This window comes from Streptomyces similanensis (assembly GCF_039543625.1).
Taxonomy (GTDB): domain Bacteria; phylum Actinomycetota; class Actinomycetes; order Streptomycetales; family Streptomycetaceae; genus Streptomyces; species Streptomyces similanensis.
On sequence record NZ_BAABKC010000044.1, the window covers coordinates 107,038 to 126,914 of the forward strand.

A 19,877-nucleotide genomic window follows, 5' to 3' on the forward strand; every position below is an offset into this window, starting at 1 on the left:
GGTCACCCGTTCGCCCTGAGCGGCGGGGCCGGGGTGCCGCCCGCGTCCAGATAGGACTGCGGGGGCTTGAGGCGCTGGCCCGGGAAGCCGCCCTTCTCGTACTTGAGCAGCTTCTTCGCCTTCTCCGGGTCGGTCTCGCCCTCGCCGTACGCCGGGCACAGCGGGGCGATCGGGCAGGCTCCGCAGGCGGGCTTGCGGGCGTGACAGATCCGGCGGCCGTGGAAGATCACATGATGCGACAGCATGGTCCAGTCGCTCTTGGGGAACAGCGCGCCGACGGCCGCCTCGATCTTCCCGGGGTCGGTCTCCTCGGTCCACCGCCAGCGCCGCACCAGCCGCTGGAAGTGCGTGTCCACGGTGATGCCGGGGCGGCCGAAGGCGTTGCCGAGGACCACGAAGGCGGTCTTGCGGCCGACGCCGGGCAGCTTGACCAGGTCTTCGAGCCGCCCCGGCACCTCGCCGCCGAACTCCTCCGCCAGCGCCTTGGACAGGCCCATGACGGACTTGGTCTTGGCCCGGAAGAAGCCGCAGGGCCGCAGGATCTCCTCGACGTCCTCCGGGTTGGCCGCGGCCAGGTCCTCGGGGGTGGGGTAGCGGGCGAACAGCGCGGGCGTCGTCTGGTTCACCCTGAGGTCCGTGGTCTGGGCGGACAGGACCGTGGCGACCAGCAGCTGGAAGGGGTTCTCGAAGTCCAGTTCGGGGTGGGCGTACGGGTAGACCTCGGCCAGTTCGCGGTCGATCCGGCGGGCGCGGCGGACCAGGGCGGTGCGCGACTCGTCCTTCGGGGGCTTGGGCGCGACGGTCTTGGCGGGCGCTGCCTTCCGCACGGCGGCGGTGGCCTTCTCGGTCACGACGGTCGCCTTCTTCGCCGGCCGCGCCGCTTTCGTCACCTTCGCCGACTGTGCCACTTTCGCCGCCTTCGCCGGTTCGGCCGATTGCGCCCGCTGCGCCGGTTGCGCCGACTTCCCGGACGTCCCCGCCCTCCTCGGCTTGCTCGCCTCCGCCGCTTCCGAGCCACCCTCGGGCCCCTGTTCGCCCACGGCGGAATCCTGTCGTACGACCACTCGTCCAGCCCCCTCGGCCTGCGCTCTCACCGGCGATTTGGACACCCGGCCAGCCTACGGCCCGGTACCGACATCCGCCCCGGACCCCGAAGATCGGCGCCCGATCGGACCCCTGCCGCGTACCCCAGGACACCTGTACGGCATCCTTGTGACAGATCACACTGTTTGGACCGTCCGGCAAAATGGGGAACACGGACCCCTGGTACCCAGGGGTTCAAGATCCTCTGAGCAGGTCGACAAGGAGAGAACTCGTGGACGACGTTCTGCGGCGCAATCCGCTCTTCGCGGCGCTCGACGACGAGCAGGCCGCGGAGCTTCGCGCCTCCATGACGGAGGTGACCCTCGCACGCGGCGACTCGCTGTTCCACGAGGGCGACCCGGGCGACCGGCTCTACGTGGTCACCGAGGGCAAGGTCAAGCTGCACCGCACGTCCCCCGACGGCCGCGAGAACATGCTGGCCGTCGTAGGCCCCGGCGAGCTGATCGGCGAGCTGTCGCTCTTCGACCCGGGCCCGCGCACCGCCACGGCGACCGCGCTGACCGAGGTCAAGCTGCTGGCCCTGGGCCACGGCGACCTCCAGCCCTGGCTGAACGTGCGGCCCGAGGTGGCCGGCGCCCTGCTGCGCGCCGTGGCCCGGCGCCTGCGCAAGACCAACGACCAGATGTCCGACCTGGTCTTCTCCGACGTGCCGGGCCGGGTGGCCCGCGCCCTGCTGGACCTCTCCCGCCGCTTCGGCGTGCAGTCCGAGGAGGGCATCCACGTCGTGCACGACCTGACGCAGGAGGAGCTGGCCCAGCTGGTCGGCGCGTCCCGCGAGACGGTCAACAAGGCGCTCGCCGACTTCGCCCAGCGCGGCTGGCTGCGGCTGGAGGCCCGCGCGGTCATCCTGCTGGACGTCGAGCGGCTGGCCAAGAGGTCCCGCTGACCCCGGCCCCACCGGGGGGACCGGGCTCCGAAGGCGGCGTACCGCGCCGGGGCCTCACCCCTGAGGGATACATCGCCCGCGAAGGATCCCTCGCGCGCGTGCCCGACGCGTTCCGTCCCGTCGTCGCGGCCGCGAGGGCCCGGCTGCCGGAGGTCTACGGGGCGCGGCTGCACAGCGCGTACCTCTACGGGTCGATCCCGCGCGGCACCGCGCGCGTGGGACGCAGCGACCTGGACCTGCTGGTCGCGCTGCGGGCGGAGCCGACGGACGCCGACCGGCGGACGGCCCGGGCACTCGGCACGGCGCTCGACGCGGAGTTCACCCAGATCGACGGCGTCGGCACGCTGCTGTACGGCCGGGACCGGCTGCTCAGCGACCTGGAGCGGTACGACCTGGGCTGGTTCGTCGCCTGCCTGTGCACGCCCCTGCTCGGCGACGACCTCGCCGCGCGCCTGCCCCGCTACCGCCCCGACGACCCGCCGCTCGCCCGCGAGACCAACGGGGACCTGGACCGGTGCCTGCCCCGCTGGCGGGAGCGGATCGCGGCGGCCGAGGACACCGAAGCGGCGCGCCGGCCGCTGGTGCGGTTCATGTCACGCCACCTCGTCCGCACCGGATTCACCCTGGTCATGGCCCGCTGGCGGGGCTGGACCAGCGACCTGCACGAGATGGCCGACGCGTTCGGCGCCCACTACCCCGCGCGGGCCGCACAGCTGCGTACGGCGGCCCGGTACGGCTACGACCCGGTCGGCGACCTCGCGGTGCTGCGCTCCTACGTCGACGACCTCGGCCCCTGGCTCGCCGGGGAGTACGCGCGCGTGCACGGCGTCAAGGCGCCCAGACCCACGCCGTAGGGGCCGGGTAACCCCAGGGACGGCGGAACCGCCCGCCAGGAGGGCGCGGGGCCCTAGATGAGCCCGTGCTCCTCCAGGTACTCCAGTTGCGCCCGGACCGACAGTTCCGCCGCCGGCCACAGGGAGCGGTCCACGTCGGCGTACACATGGGCGACGACGTCGGCCGGTATGCGGTGGCCGTCCTCGACGGCCGTCTCGACCTGGGCCAGCCGGTGGGCGCGGTGGGCCAGGTAGAACTCGACCGCGCCCTGGGCGTCCTCCAGGACCGGCCCGTGGCCCGGCAGCACCGTGTGCACGCCGTCGTCGACGGTCAGGCTCCGCAGCCGGCGCAGCGAGTCCAGGTAGTCGCCGAGGCGGCCGTCCGGGTGCGCCACGACGGTCGTGCCGCGGCCCAGGATCGTGTCGCCGGTGACGACGGCCCGGTCGGCCGGGAGGTGGAAGCAGAGCGAGTCCGCGGTGTGGCCCGGGGTCGGCACGACCCGCAGCTCCAGGCCGCCCACCTCGATCACGTCCCCCGCGCCCAGGCCCTCGTCGCCCAGCCGCAGGGCCGGATCGAGGGCCCGCACGCGGGTGCGGGTCAGCTCGGCGAAGCGGGCGGCGCCCTCGGCGTGGTCGGGGTGGCCGTGGGTCAGCAGGGTCAGCGCGACGCGCTTGCCGGCCTGTTCAGCGGTGGCGACGACGGCGCTCAGATGGCCTTCGTCCAGCGGCCCCGGATCGATCACGACCGCCCGTTCGGAGCCGGGTTCGGACACGATCCACGTGTTGGTGCCGTCCAGGGTCATGGCGGAGGCGTTGGGCGCGAGCACGTTGACCGCCCGCGCGGTGGCGGGGCCGGAGAGGACGCCGCCCCGGGGCTGCCCGGGGAGCGCTGCTGCGTCCGTCATGCGCGGGGACCTTCCTGGACGTCGGCGGGGATGTGCAGGGTGAACTCGGCGTGGCCCGGCCAGGACAGCACCACCCCGCCGTCCGCCAGGCGGGCCCGCGCGATGACGGGGGTCAGATCGCGGGCCGGCGCCGCCGCGAGGGCCTCGGCGGGGCTGCCGTAGGGGAGGATCTGGCGCAGGGTGGCGAGGGTGGGCGGCATCATCAGCAGCTCGCCCCGTTCGTAGCCGCCGACCGCGTCCTGGGGGCGGATCCACACCGTGCGGTCGGCCTCCGTGGAGGCGTTCCGGGTGCGCTGCCCCTCGGGCAGGGCGGCCACGAAGAACCAGGTGTCGTAGCGGCGCGGCTCGAACTCGGGGGTGATCCACCGCGTCCAGGCGCCCAGCAGGTCCGAGCGCAGGGTCAGGCCCCGGCGGTCGAGGAACTCGGCGAAGGACAGCTCACGGGCGACCAGGGCGGCGCGGTCGGCCTCCCAGTCCGCGCCCGTGGTGTCGCCGACGACCGCGTCCGGGCCGGGCCCGGCGAGCAGGACGCCCGCCTCCTCGTACGTCTCCCGCACGGCCGCGCAGACGATCGCCTGGGCCGCCGTCTCCTCCAGCCCGAGCCGGTCGGCCCACCACGCGCGCGTGGGACCCGCCCAGCGGATCGCGCGGTCGTCGTCGCGCGGGTCGACGCCGCCGCCCGGATACGCGTACGCGCCCCCGGCGAAGGCCATGGAGGCGCGTCTGCGCAGCATGTGCACGGCGGGTCCGGCGTCGGTGTCCCGCAGGAGCATGACGGTAGCCGCGCGCCGGGGCGTCACCGGGGTGAGGGTGCCGTCCGCGAGCGCGCGGATGCGGTCCGGCCAGTCGGGGGGGAACCACTGCCCATTCGCCATGGCCGGAGGCTATCCGGTGGCGCGCGAATGTTCGAGAGGCGCCCGAGGCCGGTGGGCCTGAGGCGCCGCCATGGGACATGCCTCGGGCCCGCTGTACACCCTTCACGGCGCCGGTACGCCCGTCAGGTCACCGGCACGGCCCGCACTAGGCCGGCACGGCCCGCACTACGCCGGTACGGCCCGCACTACGCCGGTACGGCCCTTCAGGGCACCGATACGGCGCTCAGCGACGCTCAACAACTCCCAGTGGCTCTCAGCGGGCTCAGCGGGCTCAGCGGCGTTCAGCGGCCCTTACGGAACCAGCTCGACCTGGATCTCGACCTCCACCGGGGCGTCCAGCGGCAGCACCGCCACGCCGACCGCGCTGCGCGCGTGCACGCCCTTGTCACCGAGGACCTCGCCCAGCAGCTCGCTGGCGCCGTTGACGACGCCCGGCTGGCCGGTGAAGTCGGCGGCCGAGGCGACGAAGCCCACGACCTTCACCACGCGTGCGACGCGGTCCAGGTCGCCCGCGACGGACTTGACGGCCGCCAGCGCGTTCAGCGCGCAGGTGCGGGCCAGGTCCTTGGCCTCCTCCGGGGTGACCTCCAGACCCACCTTGCCGGTGACCGGGAGCTTGCCGTCCACCATCGGCAGCTGGCCGGAGGTGTAGACGTACGGCCCGGACCGCACGGCCGGCTGGTAGGCGGCCAGCGGCGGCACGACCTCGGGCAGGGTCAGACCGAGTTCGGCGAGCTTCGCCTCGACCGCGCTCACGCCTGCTTCTCCCGCTTCAGGTAGGCCACCAGCTGCTCGGGGTTCGGGCCGGGCACGACCTGGACGAGCTCCCAGCCGTCCTCGCCCCAGGTGTCCAGGATCTGCTTCGTGGCATGGACGAGCAGCGGCACGGTTGCGTATTCCCACTTGGTCATGGGGCGACTGTAGCCGCTGATCGGGGCCCCGCAGGCGGCGGCCACGACCGCGGTTGTCCACAGCCTCCCGCGTGACCCGAGCGCCGAATGGTTAGGCTCGAAGACGTGAGCAGGCTCCAGGTCGTCAGCGGCAAGGGCGGGACCGGAAAGACCACGGTCGCCGCCGCCCTCGCGCTGGCCCTGGCCACGGAGGGGAAGCGGACGCTCCTCATCGAGGTCGAGGGTCGGCAGGGCATCGCACAGCTCTTCGAAACGGAGGCGCTGCCGTACGAAGAACGGAAGATCGCCGTCGCACCCGGGGGCGGGGAGGTGTACGCACTCGCCATAGACCCCGAACTGGCGCTGCTGGACTACCTCCAGATGTTCTACAAGCTGGGCAGCGCCGGCCGGGCCCTGAAGAAGCTCGGCGCCATCGACTTCGCCACCACCATCGCGCCGGGCGTCAGGGACGTCCTGCTGACCGGCAAGGCGTGCGAGGCGGTGCGCCGCAAGGACAAGGCCGGGCGGTTCGCCTACGACTACGTCGTCATGGACGCGCCCCCGACCGGCCGCATCACCCGCTTCCTCAACGTCAACGACGAGGTGGCCGGGCTGGCCAAGATCGGCCCGATACACAATCAGGCGCAGGCGGTCATGCGGGTGCTCAAGTCGGCCGAGACGGCCGTGCACCTGGTGACGCTGCTGGAGGAGATGCCCGTCCAGGAGACCGTGGACGGCATCGCCGAACTGCGCGCCGCGCGGCTGCCGGTGGGCCGCGTGGTGGTGAACATGGTGCGGCCGCGGGTGCTGGACGCGGCCGGTCTGGAACTCGTACGGGCCGCACCGCGGACCGCCCTGGCCAAGTCGCTGTCCTCGGCCGGACTCGGCGGCGCGCGGCGCGGCGGCAACGCCGAGCGGCTGGTGGACCCGCTGCTGGTCCAGGCCGAGGAGTACGCCGAGCGGTACGCGCTGGAGCAGGAGCAGCGCTCGGCCCTGGGTGAGCTGGGCCTGCCGCTGCACGAACTGCCACTGCTCGCCGAGGGCATGGACCTGGCGGGCCTGTACGAACTGGCGAGCGAGCTGCGGAAGCAGGGGATGTCATGAGCCCGGACCCCGCGCGGGAGACCGAAGGTTCCTCCGGCCGGCCCCACGAGGGCGCCCGGCGGCTCGCGCACACGCGCGTGCTCGACGTCGATCCACTGCTCGACGACCCGAGGACGCGGATCGTGGTGTGCTGCGGCTCGGGCGGGGTCGGCAAGACGACCACGGCGGCGGCGCTCGGGCTGCGGGCCGCCGAGCGCGGCCGCAAGGTGGTCGTCCTGACCATCGACCCGGCCCGGCGCCTGGCCCAGTCCATGGGCATCGACTCGCTCGACAACGTCCCGCGCCGGGTGAAGGGCACCGAGGCGGACGGCGAGCTGTACGCCATGATGCTCGACATGAAGCGCACCTTCGACGAGGTCGTGGAGGCGCACGCGGACCCGGAGCGGGCCGCCGCGATCCTGTCGAACCCCTTCTACCAGTCGCTCTCGGCGGGCTTCGCGGGCACGCAGGAGTACATGGCGATGGAGAAGCTGGGCCAGCTGCGCGCCCGGGACGAGTGGGACCTCATCGTCGTCGACACACCGCCCTCGCGCTCGGCCCTGGACTTCCTGGACGCGCCCAAGCGGCTCGGCTCCTTCCTCGACGGCCGGCTGATCCGGCTGCTGACCGCGCCGGCGAAGCTGGGCGGACGCGCGGGGATGAAGTTCCTGAACGTCGGGATGTCGATGATGACCGGCACGCTCGGCAAGCTGCTGGGCGGCCAGCTGCTCAAGGACGTCCAGACGTTCGTGGCCGCGATGGACACCACCTTCGGCGGCTTCCGCACCCGCGCGGACGCCACGTACAAGCTGCTCCAGGCGCCCGGGACGGCGTTCCTGGTGGTGGCGGCGCCGGAGCGGGACGCGCTGCGCGAGGCGGCGTACTTCGTGGAGCGGCTGGCCGCGGAGAAGATGCCGCTGGCCGGCCTGGTGCTCAACCGCGTCCACGGCAGCGGCGCCGGCCAGCTGTCGGCCGAACGGGCGATCGCGGCCGCGGAAAATCTTGAGGACTCCCGCATTGTCGATCAGGGGGACGGGAAAGCTGAGTCTCGTAACTCTCCCGAAACACAGGGCAGTTCGCACCCGGTCGAGCCGGCCGACGCCTCCCCCGGCGCTTCGGACGGCACGTCGGCCGACGCCTCGGACGGCACCTCAGCCGGCTCCCCCTCCGGTTCCGCCGCCGAGCAGGCCGACGCCGTCGACCAGGTGACCGCTGGTCTGCTGCGGCTGCACGCCGAGCGCATGCAGCTGCTCTCGCGCGAGCGGCGCACGCGTGACCGCTTCACCGCCCGGCACCCCGAGGTGGCGGTGGCCGAAGTGGCCGCGCTGCCCGGCGACGTGCACGACCTCGCGGGGCTGCGGGACATCGGAAACCGGCTCGCGGACAACCGGCGCGAGCTGCCGGAACCGGAACCCGGCGCCTGACGGCGCGCGGCACAGGGCGCGCGGGACACACGGCGCGGGGCGCACGGCGCGGGACGCACACGGGGTGCGGCTCGCGCGGGCGTAGCCGCCCGGCGCGCGCGGCGCGCGAAGTCCCGGAGGCGCCCTCGGGCGCCCTCAGCCCACCGCCGCGTAGTCCTCGTACACCTGGTCGTCGTCGAGGGACACCAGGCCCGTCCCGCGCTCGTACTCCGAACGCGCCGTCTCCAGCAGCCGGCGCCACGAGGTGACGGTCGGCCGCCGGCGCAGCAGGGCGCGGCGCTCGCGCTCCGTCATGCCTCCCCACACGCCGAACTCGACGCGGTTGTCGAGCGCGTCGGCGAGGCACTCGGTGCGTACCGGGCAGCCGGTGCACACCGCCTTGGCCCTGTTCTGCGCTGCTCCCTGAACGAACAGTTCATCCGGATCGGTAGTGCGGCAGGCCGCCTGCGCACTCCAGTCGGTTACCCAGCCCATACCGGCGCCGTCCTCTCCCGAATCGAGGCTCCCCCACGGCGGCAGCGGCATATTCACCGCCGCCAGTTGAGGACGTTACGGAAGGTGGGCACAGCGCAACACCCCCAGCGGGCCCAATCTTGAATGGTCCGAACGGACTATGGGTGGGGCGCAGATCACCCGGGGGAGTGAGGTGACGACATCTGCGGCATTCCCGGCACACTGGGACAATTCCGTTGCGCCACAACGGACGCCGGATGCCACACGAGGCGATTTCGGGCGCGCGTCTCCCGCGCCCGCACCGTCCCGCCGCATCACCCCGGCCGCACCGCCCGACCCGCTTCCACCCGCCTGGAGCACCGGCCGGCGAAAAAACCGGGGCCGCTCCGGAACGTTTCGAGGTCGCCGGACGTATTGATTCATGGCCGTACCGCTGTGACAGTCGAGAGCAGCTTAGGCCAAGGCATATACGCGTGTCCGGCGAATGAGAACGTAGGCTGCCCCCATGCCAAAGAAGCGCTCGGGCGGTGGTCTGTCGCCAACCCAGCAGGCCGCCAAGTTCCTCGGTGTCAGTGTGCTCGCGGGTGCGGTCCTGGCCGGCATCGCCCTGCCCGCCGCCGGCGCGCTGGGGCTGGCCGCCAAGGGATCGGTCCAGGGGTTCGACGACATCCCGGCCAACCTCAGGCGCCCGCCGCTCAGCCAGCGCACCACCATCCTGGACGCCCAGGGCCGGCAGCTCGCCCAGGTGTACTCGCGCGACCGCACGGTGGTGGAGCTGAAGGACATCTCGCCGTACATGCAGAAGGCGCTCGTCGCGATCGAGGACTCGCGCTTCTACCAGCACGGCGCGATCGACCTGAAGGGCGTGCTGCGCGCCCTCAACAAGAACGCGCAGAGCGGCGGCGTCGCCCAAGGCGCGTCCACGCTCACCCAGCAGTACGTGAAGAACGTCTTCGTGGAGGAGGCCGGCGACGACCCGACGAAGGTCGCCGAGGCCACCCAGCAGACGCTCGGCCGCAAGATCAAGGAACTGAAGTACGCCATCCAGGTCGAACAGGACCTGGGCAAGAAGAAGATCCTCGAGAACTACCTGAACATCACCTTCTTCGGCGAGCAGGCCTACGGCGTCGAGGCCGCCGCCCAGCGCTACTTCTCCACGCACGCCAAGGACCTGACCCTGCCCCAGGCCGCGCTGCTGGCCGGCATCGTGCAGTCGCCGAGCCGCTACGACCCGGTCAACGACGAGGCGGAGGCCACCAAGCGGCGCAACACCGTGCTGCAGCGGATGGCCGAGGTCGGCGACGTCTCCCAGGCGGAGGCCGACAAGGCCAAGAAGGCGCCGCTGGCGCTGAAGGTGACCCAGCCGCGCAACGGCTGCATCACCGCCGTCAAGGACTCCAGCTTCTTCTGCAAGTACGTCGAGCAGGTCTTCCTCACCGACCCGGTGTTCGGCAAGACCCGCGCGCAGCGGGCCAAGATCTGGAACCAGGGCGGCCTGACCATCCGCACCACCCTGGACCCGCAGGCCCAGGCCTCGGTGCAGGACTCGCTCAAGCAGCACATCAACCAGTCGGACTCCGTCGCGGCGGCGTCCGTCCTGATCCAGCCGGGCACCGGCAAGGTCCTGGCGATGGGCCAGTCCAAGCCGTACGGCTACGGCAAGAACGAGACCGAGATCAACTACTCGGTCGGCAGCGATCTGGGCGGCTCGAACTTCGGCTTCCCGACCGGTTCGACGTTCAAGCCGTTCGTGGCGGCGGCGGCGCTGGAGCAGGGCAAGCCGGCCACGCAGGAGTACCCGTCGCCGTACAAGATGCCGTACCCGAGCCCGGTCCAGGCGTGCGACGGCAAGCGGTGGGCGAACACCGAGCACGCGGACGTGGAGAACGAGAGCACCTCCGAGCACGGCCCGTACGCCCTGAAGGAGGCCATGGCGAAGTCGGTCAACACCTACTTCGTGCAGATGATCTCCGACATCGGCCTGTGCCCGGTCGTCTCCATGACCGACAAGCTGCACGTGGTGCAGGGCAACGGCGAGAAGCTGCCGCAGGTGCCCGCGATCGCGCTCGGCTCCAAGGGCATCTCGCCGCTGACGATGGCGTCCGCGTACGCCGCCTTCGCCTCCCGCGGCACGTACTGCACGCCGGTGGCCATCGAGTCGATCACCCAGAAGATCGGCGACCAGGAGAAGTCGCTCGCGGTGCCGAGGACGACCTGCACCCGCGCGATGTCCGAGAAGACAGCGGACACCGTCAACTCCCTGCTCAAGGGCGTGATCGACTCCGGTACGGGCCAGCAGGCCGGTCTCTCCGACCGCGACAACGCCGGTAAGACGGGTACGACGGACGAGCGCAAGAACGCCTGGTTCGTCGGCTACACCCCGAACCTGTCCGGCGCGGTCTGGGTGGGCAGCGCCACCCAGAAGGTCAAGATGACCGACATCCGCATCGGCGGCGTCTACCACGACCTCGTCTACGGCGCCGACGTCCCCGGTCCGATCTGGCGCGACGCGATGACCGGCGCGCTGACCGGCAAGCCGGCCCCGTCCTTCAACCTCGTCGACATCCCGGACGGCGGTGACAAGGGCAGGGACAAGGACAAGGGAAAAGGAAACGGCCGGGGAAGGGGGGACAACGGCGGCGACCACGGTGACGACGGCGGCCTCATCGGCGGCCTCATCGGCGCGCTGACCGGCGGCGGCGCGGGCGGCAACGGAACGGGTGGCAACGGCCCGAACCCGACGTTCTCCGTCCCGGGCAACGTGATCCAGGGCCAGACCGGCGGAGGCCGGGGGAACGGGCACGGGGGGCGGCACGGCTGAGGCGACGCCGCCTTCGGCGTAGGGCGGCGGCTCGGGGGGCGGCGCGAGGCCGGCCCGATATGGCAAGCAGCGTGAAAGGGGTGCCCGACGGTCCGTCGGGCACCCCTTTCACGTACGCGGCGTGCGAACGTACACCGCGTGCGAACGTAAGCCGCGTGCGTACCGGGCCGGGTGGCGCCGCGCGTCAGCCGGCCAGCAGCTTCTTGACCGCGGCGGCCACGCGGCCGCCCTCGGCCAGCCCGGCCACCTTCGGGTTCACGATCTTCATGACTGCGCCCATCGCCCGCGGCCCCTCGGCGCCGGCCGCCCTGGCCTCCTCGACGGCCTGGGCGACGATGGCGTTCAGCTCCTCGTCGGACAGCGGCTTGGGCAGGTACGCGGCGAGCAGCTCGCCCTCGGCCTTCTCCCGCTCGGCCGACTCCGGGCGACCACCCTGCGCGAAGGCCTCGGCCGCCTCGCGGCGCTTCTTGGCCTCCTTGGTGATCACCTTGAGGACCTCGTCGTCGGAGAGCTCGCGCTTCTCCTTGCCCGCGACCTCCTCCTTGGTGATCGCGGTGAGCGTCAGCCGGAGGGTCGAGGAGCGCAGTTCGTCGCGCTCCCGGATCGCGGCGTTGAGGTCTTCCTGAAGCTTCGACTTGAGCGTGGTCATGGCTCCGATTGTCGCAGGAACGGGAGCGCCGCCGCGCACCCATTTATGCCGCCCCGCCGGGGATTCACGACGGCCGCCCCGCCGGGCGCTTCGCGACCACCGCTCCTCACGGGGTTCCCCGCGGACCGGTCGTGGCGGAGGCCCGCGTGCCGGCACCCACGTGGATCAACGCGCCCATGTGCCCGTCCCCGTGGGCGGTTTCCGCCGCGCGGCACGGTCCTGAGACGATGGACACATGCGCGCGCGATACGGAGTTCCCCTGGGCATCACGGCGGTCGCGACCGCCGGTCTTCTCTACTCGGCGGGCTTCGAGGTCCGTTCCTTCCGCCTGCGACGGGTGACGGTCCCGGTCCTGCCCCCCGGCATGCGCCCCCTGCGCGTCCTCCAGGTCTCCGACATCCACATGGTCGGCGGCCAGCGCAAGAAGCAGCGCTGGCTGCGCTCGCTGGCCGGGCTGCGCCCCGACTTCGTGATCAACACGGGCGACAACCTCTCGGACCCTGAGGGCGTGCCGGAGACGCTGGACGCGCTCGGCCCGCTGATGGAGTTCCCGGGCGCGTACGTCTTCGGGTCCAACGACTACTACGGCCCCAAGCCGCGCAACCCCGCCCGCTACCTGCTGGAGAAGACGAGCGGCCGGCACGGGCTGAACGGCAACAAGCCCGTGGCCGGCGCGATCCACAACCCCTGGGAGGAGCTGCGCGACGGCTTCGACGCGGCGGGCTGGCTCAACCTGACCAACACCCGCGGCACCTTGAAGGTCGAGGGCGTCTCGGTGGAGCTGACGGGCCTTGACGACCCGCACATCAAACGGGACCGCTACGCGAAGGTGGCCGGCGGCCCGTCCGGCACGGCCGACCTCTCGCTGGGCGTGGTCCACGCCCCGTACCTGCGCGTCCTGGACGCCTTCACGGCCGACGGCTACCCCCTGATCCTGGCCGGCCACACCCACGGCGGCCAGCTCTGCGTCCCCTTCTACGGCGCACTGGTCACCAACTGCGACATCGACACCGACCGGGTCAAGGGCCTGTCCAGCCACACCGCCGAGGGCCGCACCTCCTACCTGCACGTCTCGGCGGGCTGCGGCACCAACCGCTACACCCCGGTCCGCTTCGCCTGCCCCCCGGAGGCGACGCTGCTGACGCTGGTGGGGCGGGAGTAGGTGGTGGGGCGGAGGTAGCCGGTGGGGGGGCCGGGAGTAGCCGGTGGGGTGGAAGTAGCTGGTGGGGCGGGGGGGCGCGAGCACCGGGCACGACGCAGTCGGCACCCCACCCGCGCAACCTCCGCCACGTCCGCCGCTTCTGCCGCCCCCGCCGTATCACCCGCACAGCCCACCCGAATCGCCCGTTGTGCCCAGTCTTCCTACCGTGAGGGCATGACCGCCGCCCCGATACCCCCCACGCCCCCACCTGGGCCGATATCCCCGGCAGCAGCCTCCGCCTCCTCCCCCGCGCTCCCGGCGGACCCGGCGCCCGCGACGACCTACGAGGATGCCCTCCCCGAGGTCCCCGCGACGGCCCTGATCACCCCTGTCCCCTCCCCCATCCCGTTCCTCCGGGACATACCGGATCTCCCCGCGATTCCCGGGATCAGCGTGCTGACGCCGTCCTTCGTCCCGGCGGCGGCCGTGGTGACGCCGGTGCGCCGGCCCTGGGCGGCGGCGTACCGCCTCCTGGTCGCCGCGGCGGCAGCGGCCGCGGTGGTCGCGGAGACGCTGACCGGCCCCCCGCTCCATGTGCTCAGCCACTTCGCGATCCAGGCGAACATCCTCCTCGCCCTGGTCCTCGCCGCCTCGGCCCGCAGGGCCTGGACCGCGCGCCGCCCGCTGCCGGCGACCCTGACGGGAGCGGCAGTGCTCTACGTCACCATCGCCGCGCTGGTCGACCACCTGCTCCTGGCGGGAACCACTCCGCCGTTCTCGATCACGGGAAACCCGGGCAGCCACCCCCTGTGGCAGTCGACGGCCGCCCACCTCATCCATACGGCGATCCCACTCGCCGCCCTCCTGGACTGGCTCCTGCTGACCGTCCCGGCCCGCCCGCACCTGCGCCAGGCCGCCCCGTGGCTGCTCTACCCCCTGGCGTACCTGGCCTTCATCCTGACCCGAGGAGAAGTCCTCCCTCCGGCCACGGGCGACCGCTACCTCTACCCCTTCCTGGACGTCGCCCGGCACGGCTACAAGCACGTCCTGGGCAACGCCCTCCTGGTCGGCCTCTCCTGCTACGCCCTCGCCCTCCTCCTGATCGCCACCGACCAGGCCCGCCCGAACCCGGTCCGCCACCGCCGCTCCACAACCGGATTTCGCCTCCGGCCCCCAGTGGGCTAAAGTAAACGTCGTCGCCGCAACAAGCAGTGACATCGGGGTGTAGCGCAGCTTGGCAGCGCGCTTCGTTCGGGACGAAGAGGTCGTGGGTTCAAATCCCGCCACCCCGACAGCTGAAACACCATGTCAGGGGCCTGATCCGCTTAGCGGGTCGGGCCCCTGAGTGGTTTCTGGTACGAGATCGGTCTCGCGGTCGGCTTGCCGTGCTTGGTCGGCCTTGTCTTTGGGCTGCGTGTCAGCGCGAGGGGCGCTCGCTGAAGGTGAGCTGTCCGGGCGCTCGGGCGTGAGCGCGTCGGGAGGCTCTCGCTTGGCGCTGGCCTGGGGGTCAAGTCGTCTACTTCTGCGTTGGGTTCGCGGAGCGTACGCGCTGCCGACGGGCGTGGTCAGGGGGCTTGCGCGGCTAACTGCCCGGTGCTCGACAGTCCGTTCATCCATTCACCGCGTGTCACAGCGCGCTTGAGCGATGAGGTTTTGTCATGAGCACTACATCTGGTTCTCGTTCTCAGGATGATTCGCAGGCGTCGGGTCAGGCTCCCGTGGAGCGTCCAGGCGTGCAGGACGCCTTCGACTGGGCCGGGCTCGGGCTGTTCGTGGCGGCAGGGGTCGTCGCCGTGGTCCACTGCCTGACCGGTCATGAGGAGACAGGGGCCTTCCTCATCAACGCATGCCTCCAGACGGTGAGCGACCGTTCCCGGAAGTAGCGCGCGGCCGGCCTTCGCGGGAGACAGGGGTGGTTTCGGCGGGCTTGGGGTGTCGTCGGGGCCTGGTGTTGACGGTTTCCCGTCGTACCTTCCTGCGCTGTGCGGCGGGCGCGACTACGCTCATCAGGCATGTCACACCCTGACGAACTGCTCGTCGACATCGCCGCGATGGTGGAGTCCCAGCACAGCAGTCGGATGTCTCTGACCGTGGTGGTTCCCGGTGCCGTGATCACCGGGCGGCTGGCCCCCGAGGCCATGTGGAAGCAACGCGTGGCGGAGGTCCTACGGGACTCCGACGATCTGAGGCGGTTCTCGACCGCCTTCACCGGGGTTGATCCCGGCGCCGGTGGCGAGGAAGCGTCGCCGCCGGCGGGTCGGCCCACGCATCTGCACTTCCATGTGGCCCGGATCCTCCAGGGCAGCTTCGGCATCCCCGACACCGGCGGCATGTACCGCGTGGCGCTGAGCGACATCAGCGCCTGGACCATCGGGGACATCGGCTACTCGGACCAGTGAGGCGGCGAGCGGCCGCGGCTCCGGTCGTCGGGATCGTCCCGGCGGCGTACGGGGTCGCGGTCGCCGACGCTGGGACCTGGTGTTTTTCAGCGGGTTTCGACCGAAACAGCGCTTCGCGCGGATCCGTGCTAGCGTTGAAGTAGTTGCAGTTTGGTACCCACAAAGCTGAGTGTGCGCCTGGTGTACGTAACCGGCGCACCTTTCTGTTTTCCGGCCTGTTCCGGATGGGTCGTTTCAGCAACGGGTGCTTCACACGGAGTGAGGCATCGAGTGACCCGCAGAGGAGAAAAACATGGCCACCGGTACCGTGAAGTGGTTCAACTCGGAAAAGGGCTTCGGCTTCATCCAGCAGGACGGCGGCGGCCCCGACGTCTTCGCCCACTACTCCAACATCGCCGCCCAGGGCTTCCGTGAGCTCCAGGAAGGCCAGCGGGTGAACTTCGACGTCACGCAGGGCCAGAAGGGCCCGCAGGCGGAGAACATCACCCCCGCGTGATGCAGATACTCCGGACGCCGTGACGAACGGCGTTCACTCGATCCGGGTCGGTACCTCCTCTTCAGGAGGGCCGGCCCGGATCTTTGTGTTTTCCGGGGCGCTCGCCTCGGCGGGTCACTGGTTCCAGCTCTCGTCGTACGGGTCGGCCGGTGTCGGGACCGGGCTCGCGGCCGTCACCTCCAGGTACGGGACGGGGCCGCCGTTCACCGGGTCCGTGGTGCGGCGGGGCGTGTAGGCACCGGTGATCCGCAGCCAGGTGTCCGGTCTCAGCACCGGGGGGACGCGGCCGGTCAGGGCGATCTTGACGGGCCGGGCGTCGGCGGCGCAGCAGTTGAGCGCCATGCGGACGAGGTACGGCGTTCCGTCGCCGGCCAGGGCGACGAAGCCCGTGACCTGGACGCGCCGCCCGGCCAGGGAGCGGCCGTGGTCGTAGATCGCGCGGCTCGCGTAGTCGACCACGCTCAGGGGGAGCGGGTCGCCGGACGGGAGGGCCGCGTAGCCGTACGGCGGCTGGAGCGCGGCGCCGGAGCGGACGGCGCTGTACGAGCCGAGGGCGGGCGGGGCCACGAGGATCAGGGCGAAGAGGGGCAGGAGCAGGAGCCAGGAGACCGGGATTCGGGGGGAGGCGTGGTCGTGGCCTGGTGCTGAGTGGCCGGGGTCCGGGGGGGGGTGGTGCTCGTTCGTTTCCTCGGGGGTGGGTCCTTGTTTGTCGTGCTTGCGTTCGAACCATAGGGTCATCAGGGCTGTCACGATCAGCACCGCTCCCGACACCAGCAGCAGCGGGCGGAGGCCCGCCTTGACGTAGCGCAGGTAGAGGTCGGTGGCGCCCGCGTGCAGCAGGGCCGCGCCGAGCAGGAACAGTACGGCCGCCTGCGCCTGGCGGTTCACAGCAGCACCGCCCCGGTCAGCACCGATCCCAGTACGGCCAGGGCGAGTGTGGCGGGCGCGAAGCGCAGGGCGAAGCCGCGGCCGAAGGCGCCCGCCTGAAGGGCGAACAGCTTCAGGTCGATCATCGGTCCGACGACCAGGAACACCAGCCGGGCCGTGAGCGAGAACTGCGTCAGCGACGCCGCGACGAACGCGTCCGCCTCCGAGCAGATCGACAGCAGCACCGCCAGCGCGGCGAGCGCGAGCACCGCGACCACCGGATCACCGGCCGCCGCGCGCAGCCAGCTCGCGGGGGTGAGTGCCTTCAGTGTCGCGGCGGCCATCGCGCCCACCACCAGGAAACCGCCGGCGTGCATGACGTCGTGCCGTACCGAACCCCAGAACGCCGCGCCCCTGCTCCGGCCCTCGTGGGAGGCGTGGGCGGGTGGGCGCAGCCAGTCGGGGCGGCCCACGCGCTGCCACAGCCAGCCCATCGCGCACGCCACCAGCAGGCTCGCGGCGAAGCGGGCGAGGACCAGCCGCGGGTCGTGCGGGAAGGCGACGGCCGTGGCCGTCAGCACGATCGGGTTGATCGCGGGCGCGGACAGCAGGAAGGCGAGCGCCGCGGCCGGGGTGACGCCGCGTCTCACCAGGGCGCCGGCCACCGGCACGGAGGCGCACTCGCAGCCGGGGAGCACCGCGCCCGCCAGGCCGGCGACCGGGACGGCGAGGGCCGGGCGGGCCGGCAGCGCGCGGGCGAAGAACGACGGCGGGACGAACACCGCGAGCGCCGCCGACAGCAGCACGCCGAGCACCAGGAACGGCAGCGCCTGCACCACCACGGCCACGAACACCGTCGTCCAGCTCTGCGTCACCGGCGCGGACAGCGCCCCGCGCAGCGGGCCCTGCGCCACCACCATGACGAGCAGCAGGAGGGTCAGGACGACGGGGGAGGTGAGGTGCCAGCCGTCGGTCCGGTGCGGTGGGGCGGGGCGCGGGGCGGGTGGGCGGGAGTCGGCTACGGGTGGCTCGGGGGGGAGCGGTTCGGCTGCCTGCGGCACGGCTGGGCGGCTGGGGGCCACGGGGGTGTTACCTCCGGTGGGCTGCGTGCGCGGGTGCGCGGAGTTGGTTCTCTCGGATACGGCGGGGTGCGGGTGGTCGTTCAGTGGTGGCTGGTTCTGGAACCAGGCGTCGGGGTGGGGCAGTCTTCTCCGTCGTGGGGAGCGTTCCGAATCAAGGTGGTGCGCCGGGCGGACCGGGGGCGCACATGGTGGTGTGCGGGGACGACGGGCTCGCGCACCGGCTGGCCGCCGAGCTGCGCGGTGTGTACGGCGAGCAGGTCACGCTGGTCGTGCCGCCCGCCGAGCACACGGCCCGGCCGCCGGTGGTCGGCCGGGTCCGGACGGCGTCGGCGCTGCTGGACCGGATGGTCAGCGCGGCCGTGAACCGGGCCGGGGGCAACGGCGGCGGCAACGGCAATGGCAATGGCAACGGCAATGGCAATGGCGGGGGTGGCGGCAGCAGCGGTGGCGGTGGTGGAGACGGGCGGGTGCTGGAGGCCGGGGAGCTGACCGAGGCCGTGCTCGCCGAGGCGGGGGTGGAGCGGGCGACGGCGCTCGCGCTCGTGTACGAGGACGACGAGACCAACATCCGTGCCGCGCTCACCGCCCGCCGGCTCAACCCGCGGCTGCGGCTCGTCCTGCGCCTCTACAACCGGCGGCTGGGGCTGCACATCGAGGAACTCCTCGATCAGGCGGCCACGTTGGCCACCGGGGACGGGGACGTGCCGTCGGGCGGCGACGCGTCCACGACCGTGCTGTCCGACGCCGACACCGCCGCGCCCGCGCTGGCCGCGAGCGCGGTCGCCGGCACCAGCAAGGTGGTGCAGACCGACGGGCTGCTGCTGCGCGCGGTGGAACGGCCGCCGCCCGCACCGGGACAGGTCGCCGATCCCGGGCTGTGCACGCTGGCCCTGCTGTCGGCGACGAGCAGCGATCCGGCCGGGGCGGACGGCTCCGAGGACAGCGGTGATCAGCGGCCGCAGCTGCTGCCGGACGAGGCGGCGGTACGGGCGGCCACCGGGCGCGGGACGGTGGTGCTGGAGCAGGTGGCCTACGGCGGGCCGCCGCTGGCGTCCGGGCGCGGGGCGGGGGTCGTGTCCTCGCTCAACTCCTTGTTCTCACGGCGGTTGCGGTGGTCGCTGGCGGGGCTCGTGGGGTGTGTGTTCGCGCTGGCGGTGGCGTTGTGGGTGGTGACCGGGGTGCGGCCGGTGGGAGCTCTCTATCTGACGCTGCTGGATCTGTTCGCGATCGACGATCCCGCGCTGGGCGAGTCGTTGGGGCGGCAGATTCTGCAACTGCTGTCCGGGCTGGTGGGGTTGCTGTTGCTGCCGGTGCTGCTGGCGGCGGTGCTGGAGGCGCTGGGGACGTTCCGGTCGGCGTCCGCGCTGCGCAGGCCGCCGCGGGGGCTCGGTGGGCATGTGGTGCTGCTGGGGCTGGGGAAGATCGGGACCCGGGTGTTGACGCGGTTGCGGGAGCTGGGGATTCCGGTGGTGTGCGTGGAGTCGGGGCCGGAGGCGCGGGGGCTGGCCACGGCGCGGCGGTTGCGGGTGCCGGTGGTGCTGGGGGATGTGACGCAGGAGGGGGTGCTGGAGGCGGCGAAGATCCATCGTGCGGACGCGTTGCTGGCGGTGACCAGTTCGGACACGACGAATCTGGAGGCGGTGCTGTACGCGCGGTCCGTGCGGCCGGATCTGCGGGTGGTGCTGCGGCTGTACGACGACGATTTCGCGACGGCGGTGTACCGGACGCTGCGGGCGGCGCATCCGCGGGCGTTGACGCGGAGTCGGAGCGTGTCGCATCTGGCCGCGCCGGCGTTCGCCGGGGCGATGTTCGGGCGGCAGATCCTGGGGGCGATTCCGGTGGAGCGGCGGGTGTTGTTGTTCGCCTCGGTGGAGGTGGAGGGGCATCCGCAGTTGGAGGGGCGGACGGTGGCGGAGGCGTTTCGGGCGGGGTGCTGGCGGGTGCTGGCGTTGGATACGGGGGTGTGGGG

20 protein-coding genes and 1 tRNA gene are annotated in these 19,877 nt (G+C 72.2%); 12 read left to right on the forward strand and 9 right to left on the reverse strand.

Annotated elements, in window-relative coordinates; translation table 11 throughout:
- Positions 1 to 2: 2 nt before the first annotated feature.
- A complete protein-coding gene (gene nth, locus ABEB07_RS14700) occupies positions 3 to 908 on the reverse strand; it encodes an endonuclease III (protein ID WP_425589003.1) in 906 nt (301 codons plus the stop codon).
- A 407-nt stretch (positions 909 to 1,315) separates the two neighbouring features.
- On the opposite strand from nth, the gene ABEB07_RS14705 reads away from it, so the two are divergent.
- Both ABEB07_RS14705 and ABEB07_RS14710 read left to right on the forward strand, forming a co-directional pair.
- A complete protein-coding gene (locus tag ABEB07_RS14705; protein WP_009189818.1) occupies positions 1,316 to 1,990 on the forward strand; it encodes a Crp/Fnr family transcriptional regulator in 675 nt (224 codons plus the stop codon).
- Between the two features lie 98 nt (positions 1,991 to 2,088).
- Positions 2,089 to 2,844 carry a nucleotidyltransferase domain-containing protein gene (locus tag ABEB07_RS14710; RefSeq protein ID WP_345668720.1) on the forward strand — a complete coding sequence of 252 codons (756 nt, stop codon included), beginning with the start codon at positions 2,089 to 2,091 and terminating at the stop codon, positions 2,842 to 2,844.
- Between the two features lie 53 nt (positions 2,845 to 2,897).
- Here the strand turns inward: ABEB07_RS14710 and ABEB07_RS14715 are convergent, their stop codons facing one another.
- From ABEB07_RS14715 to ABEB07_RS14730, 4 genes are all read right to left on the reverse strand, one after another.
- Positions 2,898 to 3,728: an MBL fold metallo-hydrolase gene (locus ABEB07_RS14715; RefSeq protein ID WP_164583830.1), complete on the reverse strand. Its 831-nt coding sequence runs from the start codon at positions 3,726 to 3,728 to the stop codon at positions 2,898 to 2,900.
- Complete coding sequence (locus ABEB07_RS14720; protein ID WP_345668721.1) at positions 3,725 to 4,603, reverse strand: NUDIX hydrolase; 879 nt, start codon at positions 4,601 to 4,603, stop codon at positions 3,725 to 3,727. The genes ABEB07_RS14715 and ABEB07_RS14720 overlap by 4 nt, the downstream gene beginning before the upstream one ends.
- A gap of 291 nt (positions 4,604 to 4,894) precedes the next feature.
- Complete coding sequence (locus ABEB07_RS14725; RefSeq protein ID WP_176149901.1) at positions 4,895 to 5,359, reverse strand: RidA family protein; 465 nt, start codon at positions 5,357 to 5,359, stop codon at positions 4,895 to 4,897.
- Positions 5,356 to 5,514, reverse strand: a complete 159-nt coding sequence (locus ABEB07_RS14730) for a DUF4177 domain-containing protein (protein WP_009189813.1) — start codon at positions 5,512 to 5,514, stop codon at positions 5,356 to 5,358. Before ABEB07_RS14730 ends, ABEB07_RS14725 begins: the two co-directional genes overlap by 4 nt.
- A gap of 105 nt (positions 5,515 to 5,619) precedes the next feature.
- On the opposite strand from ABEB07_RS14730, the gene ABEB07_RS14735 reads away from it, so the two are divergent.
- Together ABEB07_RS14735 and ABEB07_RS14740 are read left to right on the forward strand one after the other, a co-directional pair.
- Complete coding sequence (locus tag ABEB07_RS14735; RefSeq protein ID WP_176149900.1) at positions 5,620 to 6,597, forward strand: ArsA family ATPase; 978 nt, start codon at positions 5,620 to 5,622, stop codon at positions 6,595 to 6,597.
- A complete protein-coding gene (locus ABEB07_RS14740) occupies positions 6,594 to 8,000 on the forward strand; it encodes an ArsA family ATPase (protein ID WP_176149899.1) in 1,407 nt (468 codons plus the stop codon). Before ABEB07_RS14735 ends, ABEB07_RS14740 begins: the two co-directional genes overlap by 4 nt.
- Positions 8,001 to 8,135: 135 nt before the next feature.
- On the opposite strand, the gene wblA is transcribed toward ABEB07_RS14740, so the two are convergent.
- The gene (wblA, locus tag ABEB07_RS14745; RefSeq protein WP_176149898.1) at positions 8,136 to 8,474 is read right to left on the reverse strand and encodes a transcriptional regulator WblA; all 339 of its coding nucleotides are present in this window, start codon (positions 8,472 to 8,474) and stop codon (positions 8,136 to 8,138) included.
- A gap of 484 nt (positions 8,475 to 8,958) precedes the next feature.
- On the opposite strand from wblA, the gene ABEB07_RS14750 reads away from it, so the two are divergent.
- A complete protein-coding gene (locus ABEB07_RS14750; protein WP_345668725.1) occupies positions 8,959 to 11,274 on the forward strand; it encodes a transglycosylase domain-containing protein in 2,316 nt (771 codons plus the stop codon).
- A 184-nt stretch (positions 11,275 to 11,458) separates the two neighbouring features.
- Here ABEB07_RS14750 and ABEB07_RS14755 read toward each other — a convergent pair whose 3' ends face one another.
- Positions 11,459 to 11,923 carry a GatB/YqeY domain-containing protein gene (locus ABEB07_RS14755; protein ID WP_164583836.1) on the reverse strand — a complete coding sequence of 155 codons (465 nt, stop codon included), beginning with the start codon at positions 11,921 to 11,923 and terminating at the stop codon, positions 11,459 to 11,461.
- Between the two features lie 235 nt (positions 11,924 to 12,158).
- On the opposite strand from ABEB07_RS14755, the gene ABEB07_RS14760 reads away from it, so the two are divergent.
- From ABEB07_RS14760 to ABEB07_RS14785, 6 genes are all read left to right on the forward strand, one after another.
- The gene (locus tag ABEB07_RS14760; protein ID WP_345668726.1) at positions 12,159 to 13,085 is read left to right on the forward strand and encodes a metallophosphoesterase; all 927 of its coding nucleotides are present in this window, start codon (positions 12,159 to 12,161) and stop codon (positions 13,083 to 13,085) included.
- Positions 13,086 to 13,466: 381 nt separating this feature from the next.
- Positions 13,467 to 14,249: a Pr6Pr family membrane protein gene (locus ABEB07_RS14765; protein WP_345668936.1), complete on the forward strand. Its 783-nt coding sequence runs from the start codon at positions 13,467 to 13,469 to the stop codon at positions 14,247 to 14,249.
- A gap of 33 nt (positions 14,250 to 14,282) precedes the next feature.
- A tRNA-Pro gene (locus tag ABEB07_RS14770) sits at positions 14,283 to 14,356 on the forward strand.
- Positions 14,357 to 14,797: 441 nt separating this feature from the next.
- Positions 14,798 to 14,947, forward strand: coding sequence for a hypothetical protein (locus tag ABEB07_RS14775; protein WP_345668727.1), 150 nt, complete (start codon positions 14,798 to 14,800; stop codon positions 14,945 to 14,947).
- Between the two features lie 129 nt (positions 14,948 to 15,076).
- Complete coding sequence (locus ABEB07_RS14780) at positions 15,077 to 15,463, forward strand: hypothetical protein (RefSeq protein ID WP_176149889.1); 387 nt, start codon at positions 15,077 to 15,079, stop codon at positions 15,461 to 15,463.
- Positions 15,464 to 15,755: 292 nt separating this feature from the next.
- A complete protein-coding gene (locus ABEB07_RS14785) occupies positions 15,756 to 15,959 on the forward strand; it encodes a cold-shock protein (protein WP_164583839.1) in 204 nt (67 codons plus the stop codon).
- 114 nt (positions 15,960 to 16,073) lie between these two features.
- Here ABEB07_RS14785 and ABEB07_RS14790 read toward each other — a convergent pair whose 3' ends face one another.
- Both ABEB07_RS14790 and ABEB07_RS14795 read right to left on the reverse strand, forming a co-directional pair.
- The gene (locus ABEB07_RS14790) at positions 16,074 to 16,847 is read right to left on the reverse strand and encodes a TIGR03943 family putative permease subunit (protein WP_345668730.1); all 774 of its coding nucleotides are present in this window, start codon (positions 16,845 to 16,847) and stop codon (positions 16,074 to 16,076) included.
- Positions 16,844 to 17,908 carry a permease gene (locus ABEB07_RS14795; RefSeq protein WP_345668731.1) on the reverse strand — a complete coding sequence of 355 codons (1,065 nt, stop codon included), beginning with the start codon at positions 17,906 to 17,908 and terminating at the stop codon, positions 16,844 to 16,846. The genes ABEB07_RS14790 and ABEB07_RS14795 overlap by 4 nt, the downstream gene beginning before the upstream one ends.
- Positions 17,909 to 18,093: 185 nt before the next feature.
- Here ABEB07_RS14795 and ABEB07_RS14800 point away from each other — a divergent pair.
- Positions 18,094 to 19,877: NAD-binding protein (locus ABEB07_RS14800; RefSeq protein ID WP_345668732.1), on the forward strand; the 1,784-nt coding region annotated here is incomplete at its 3' end.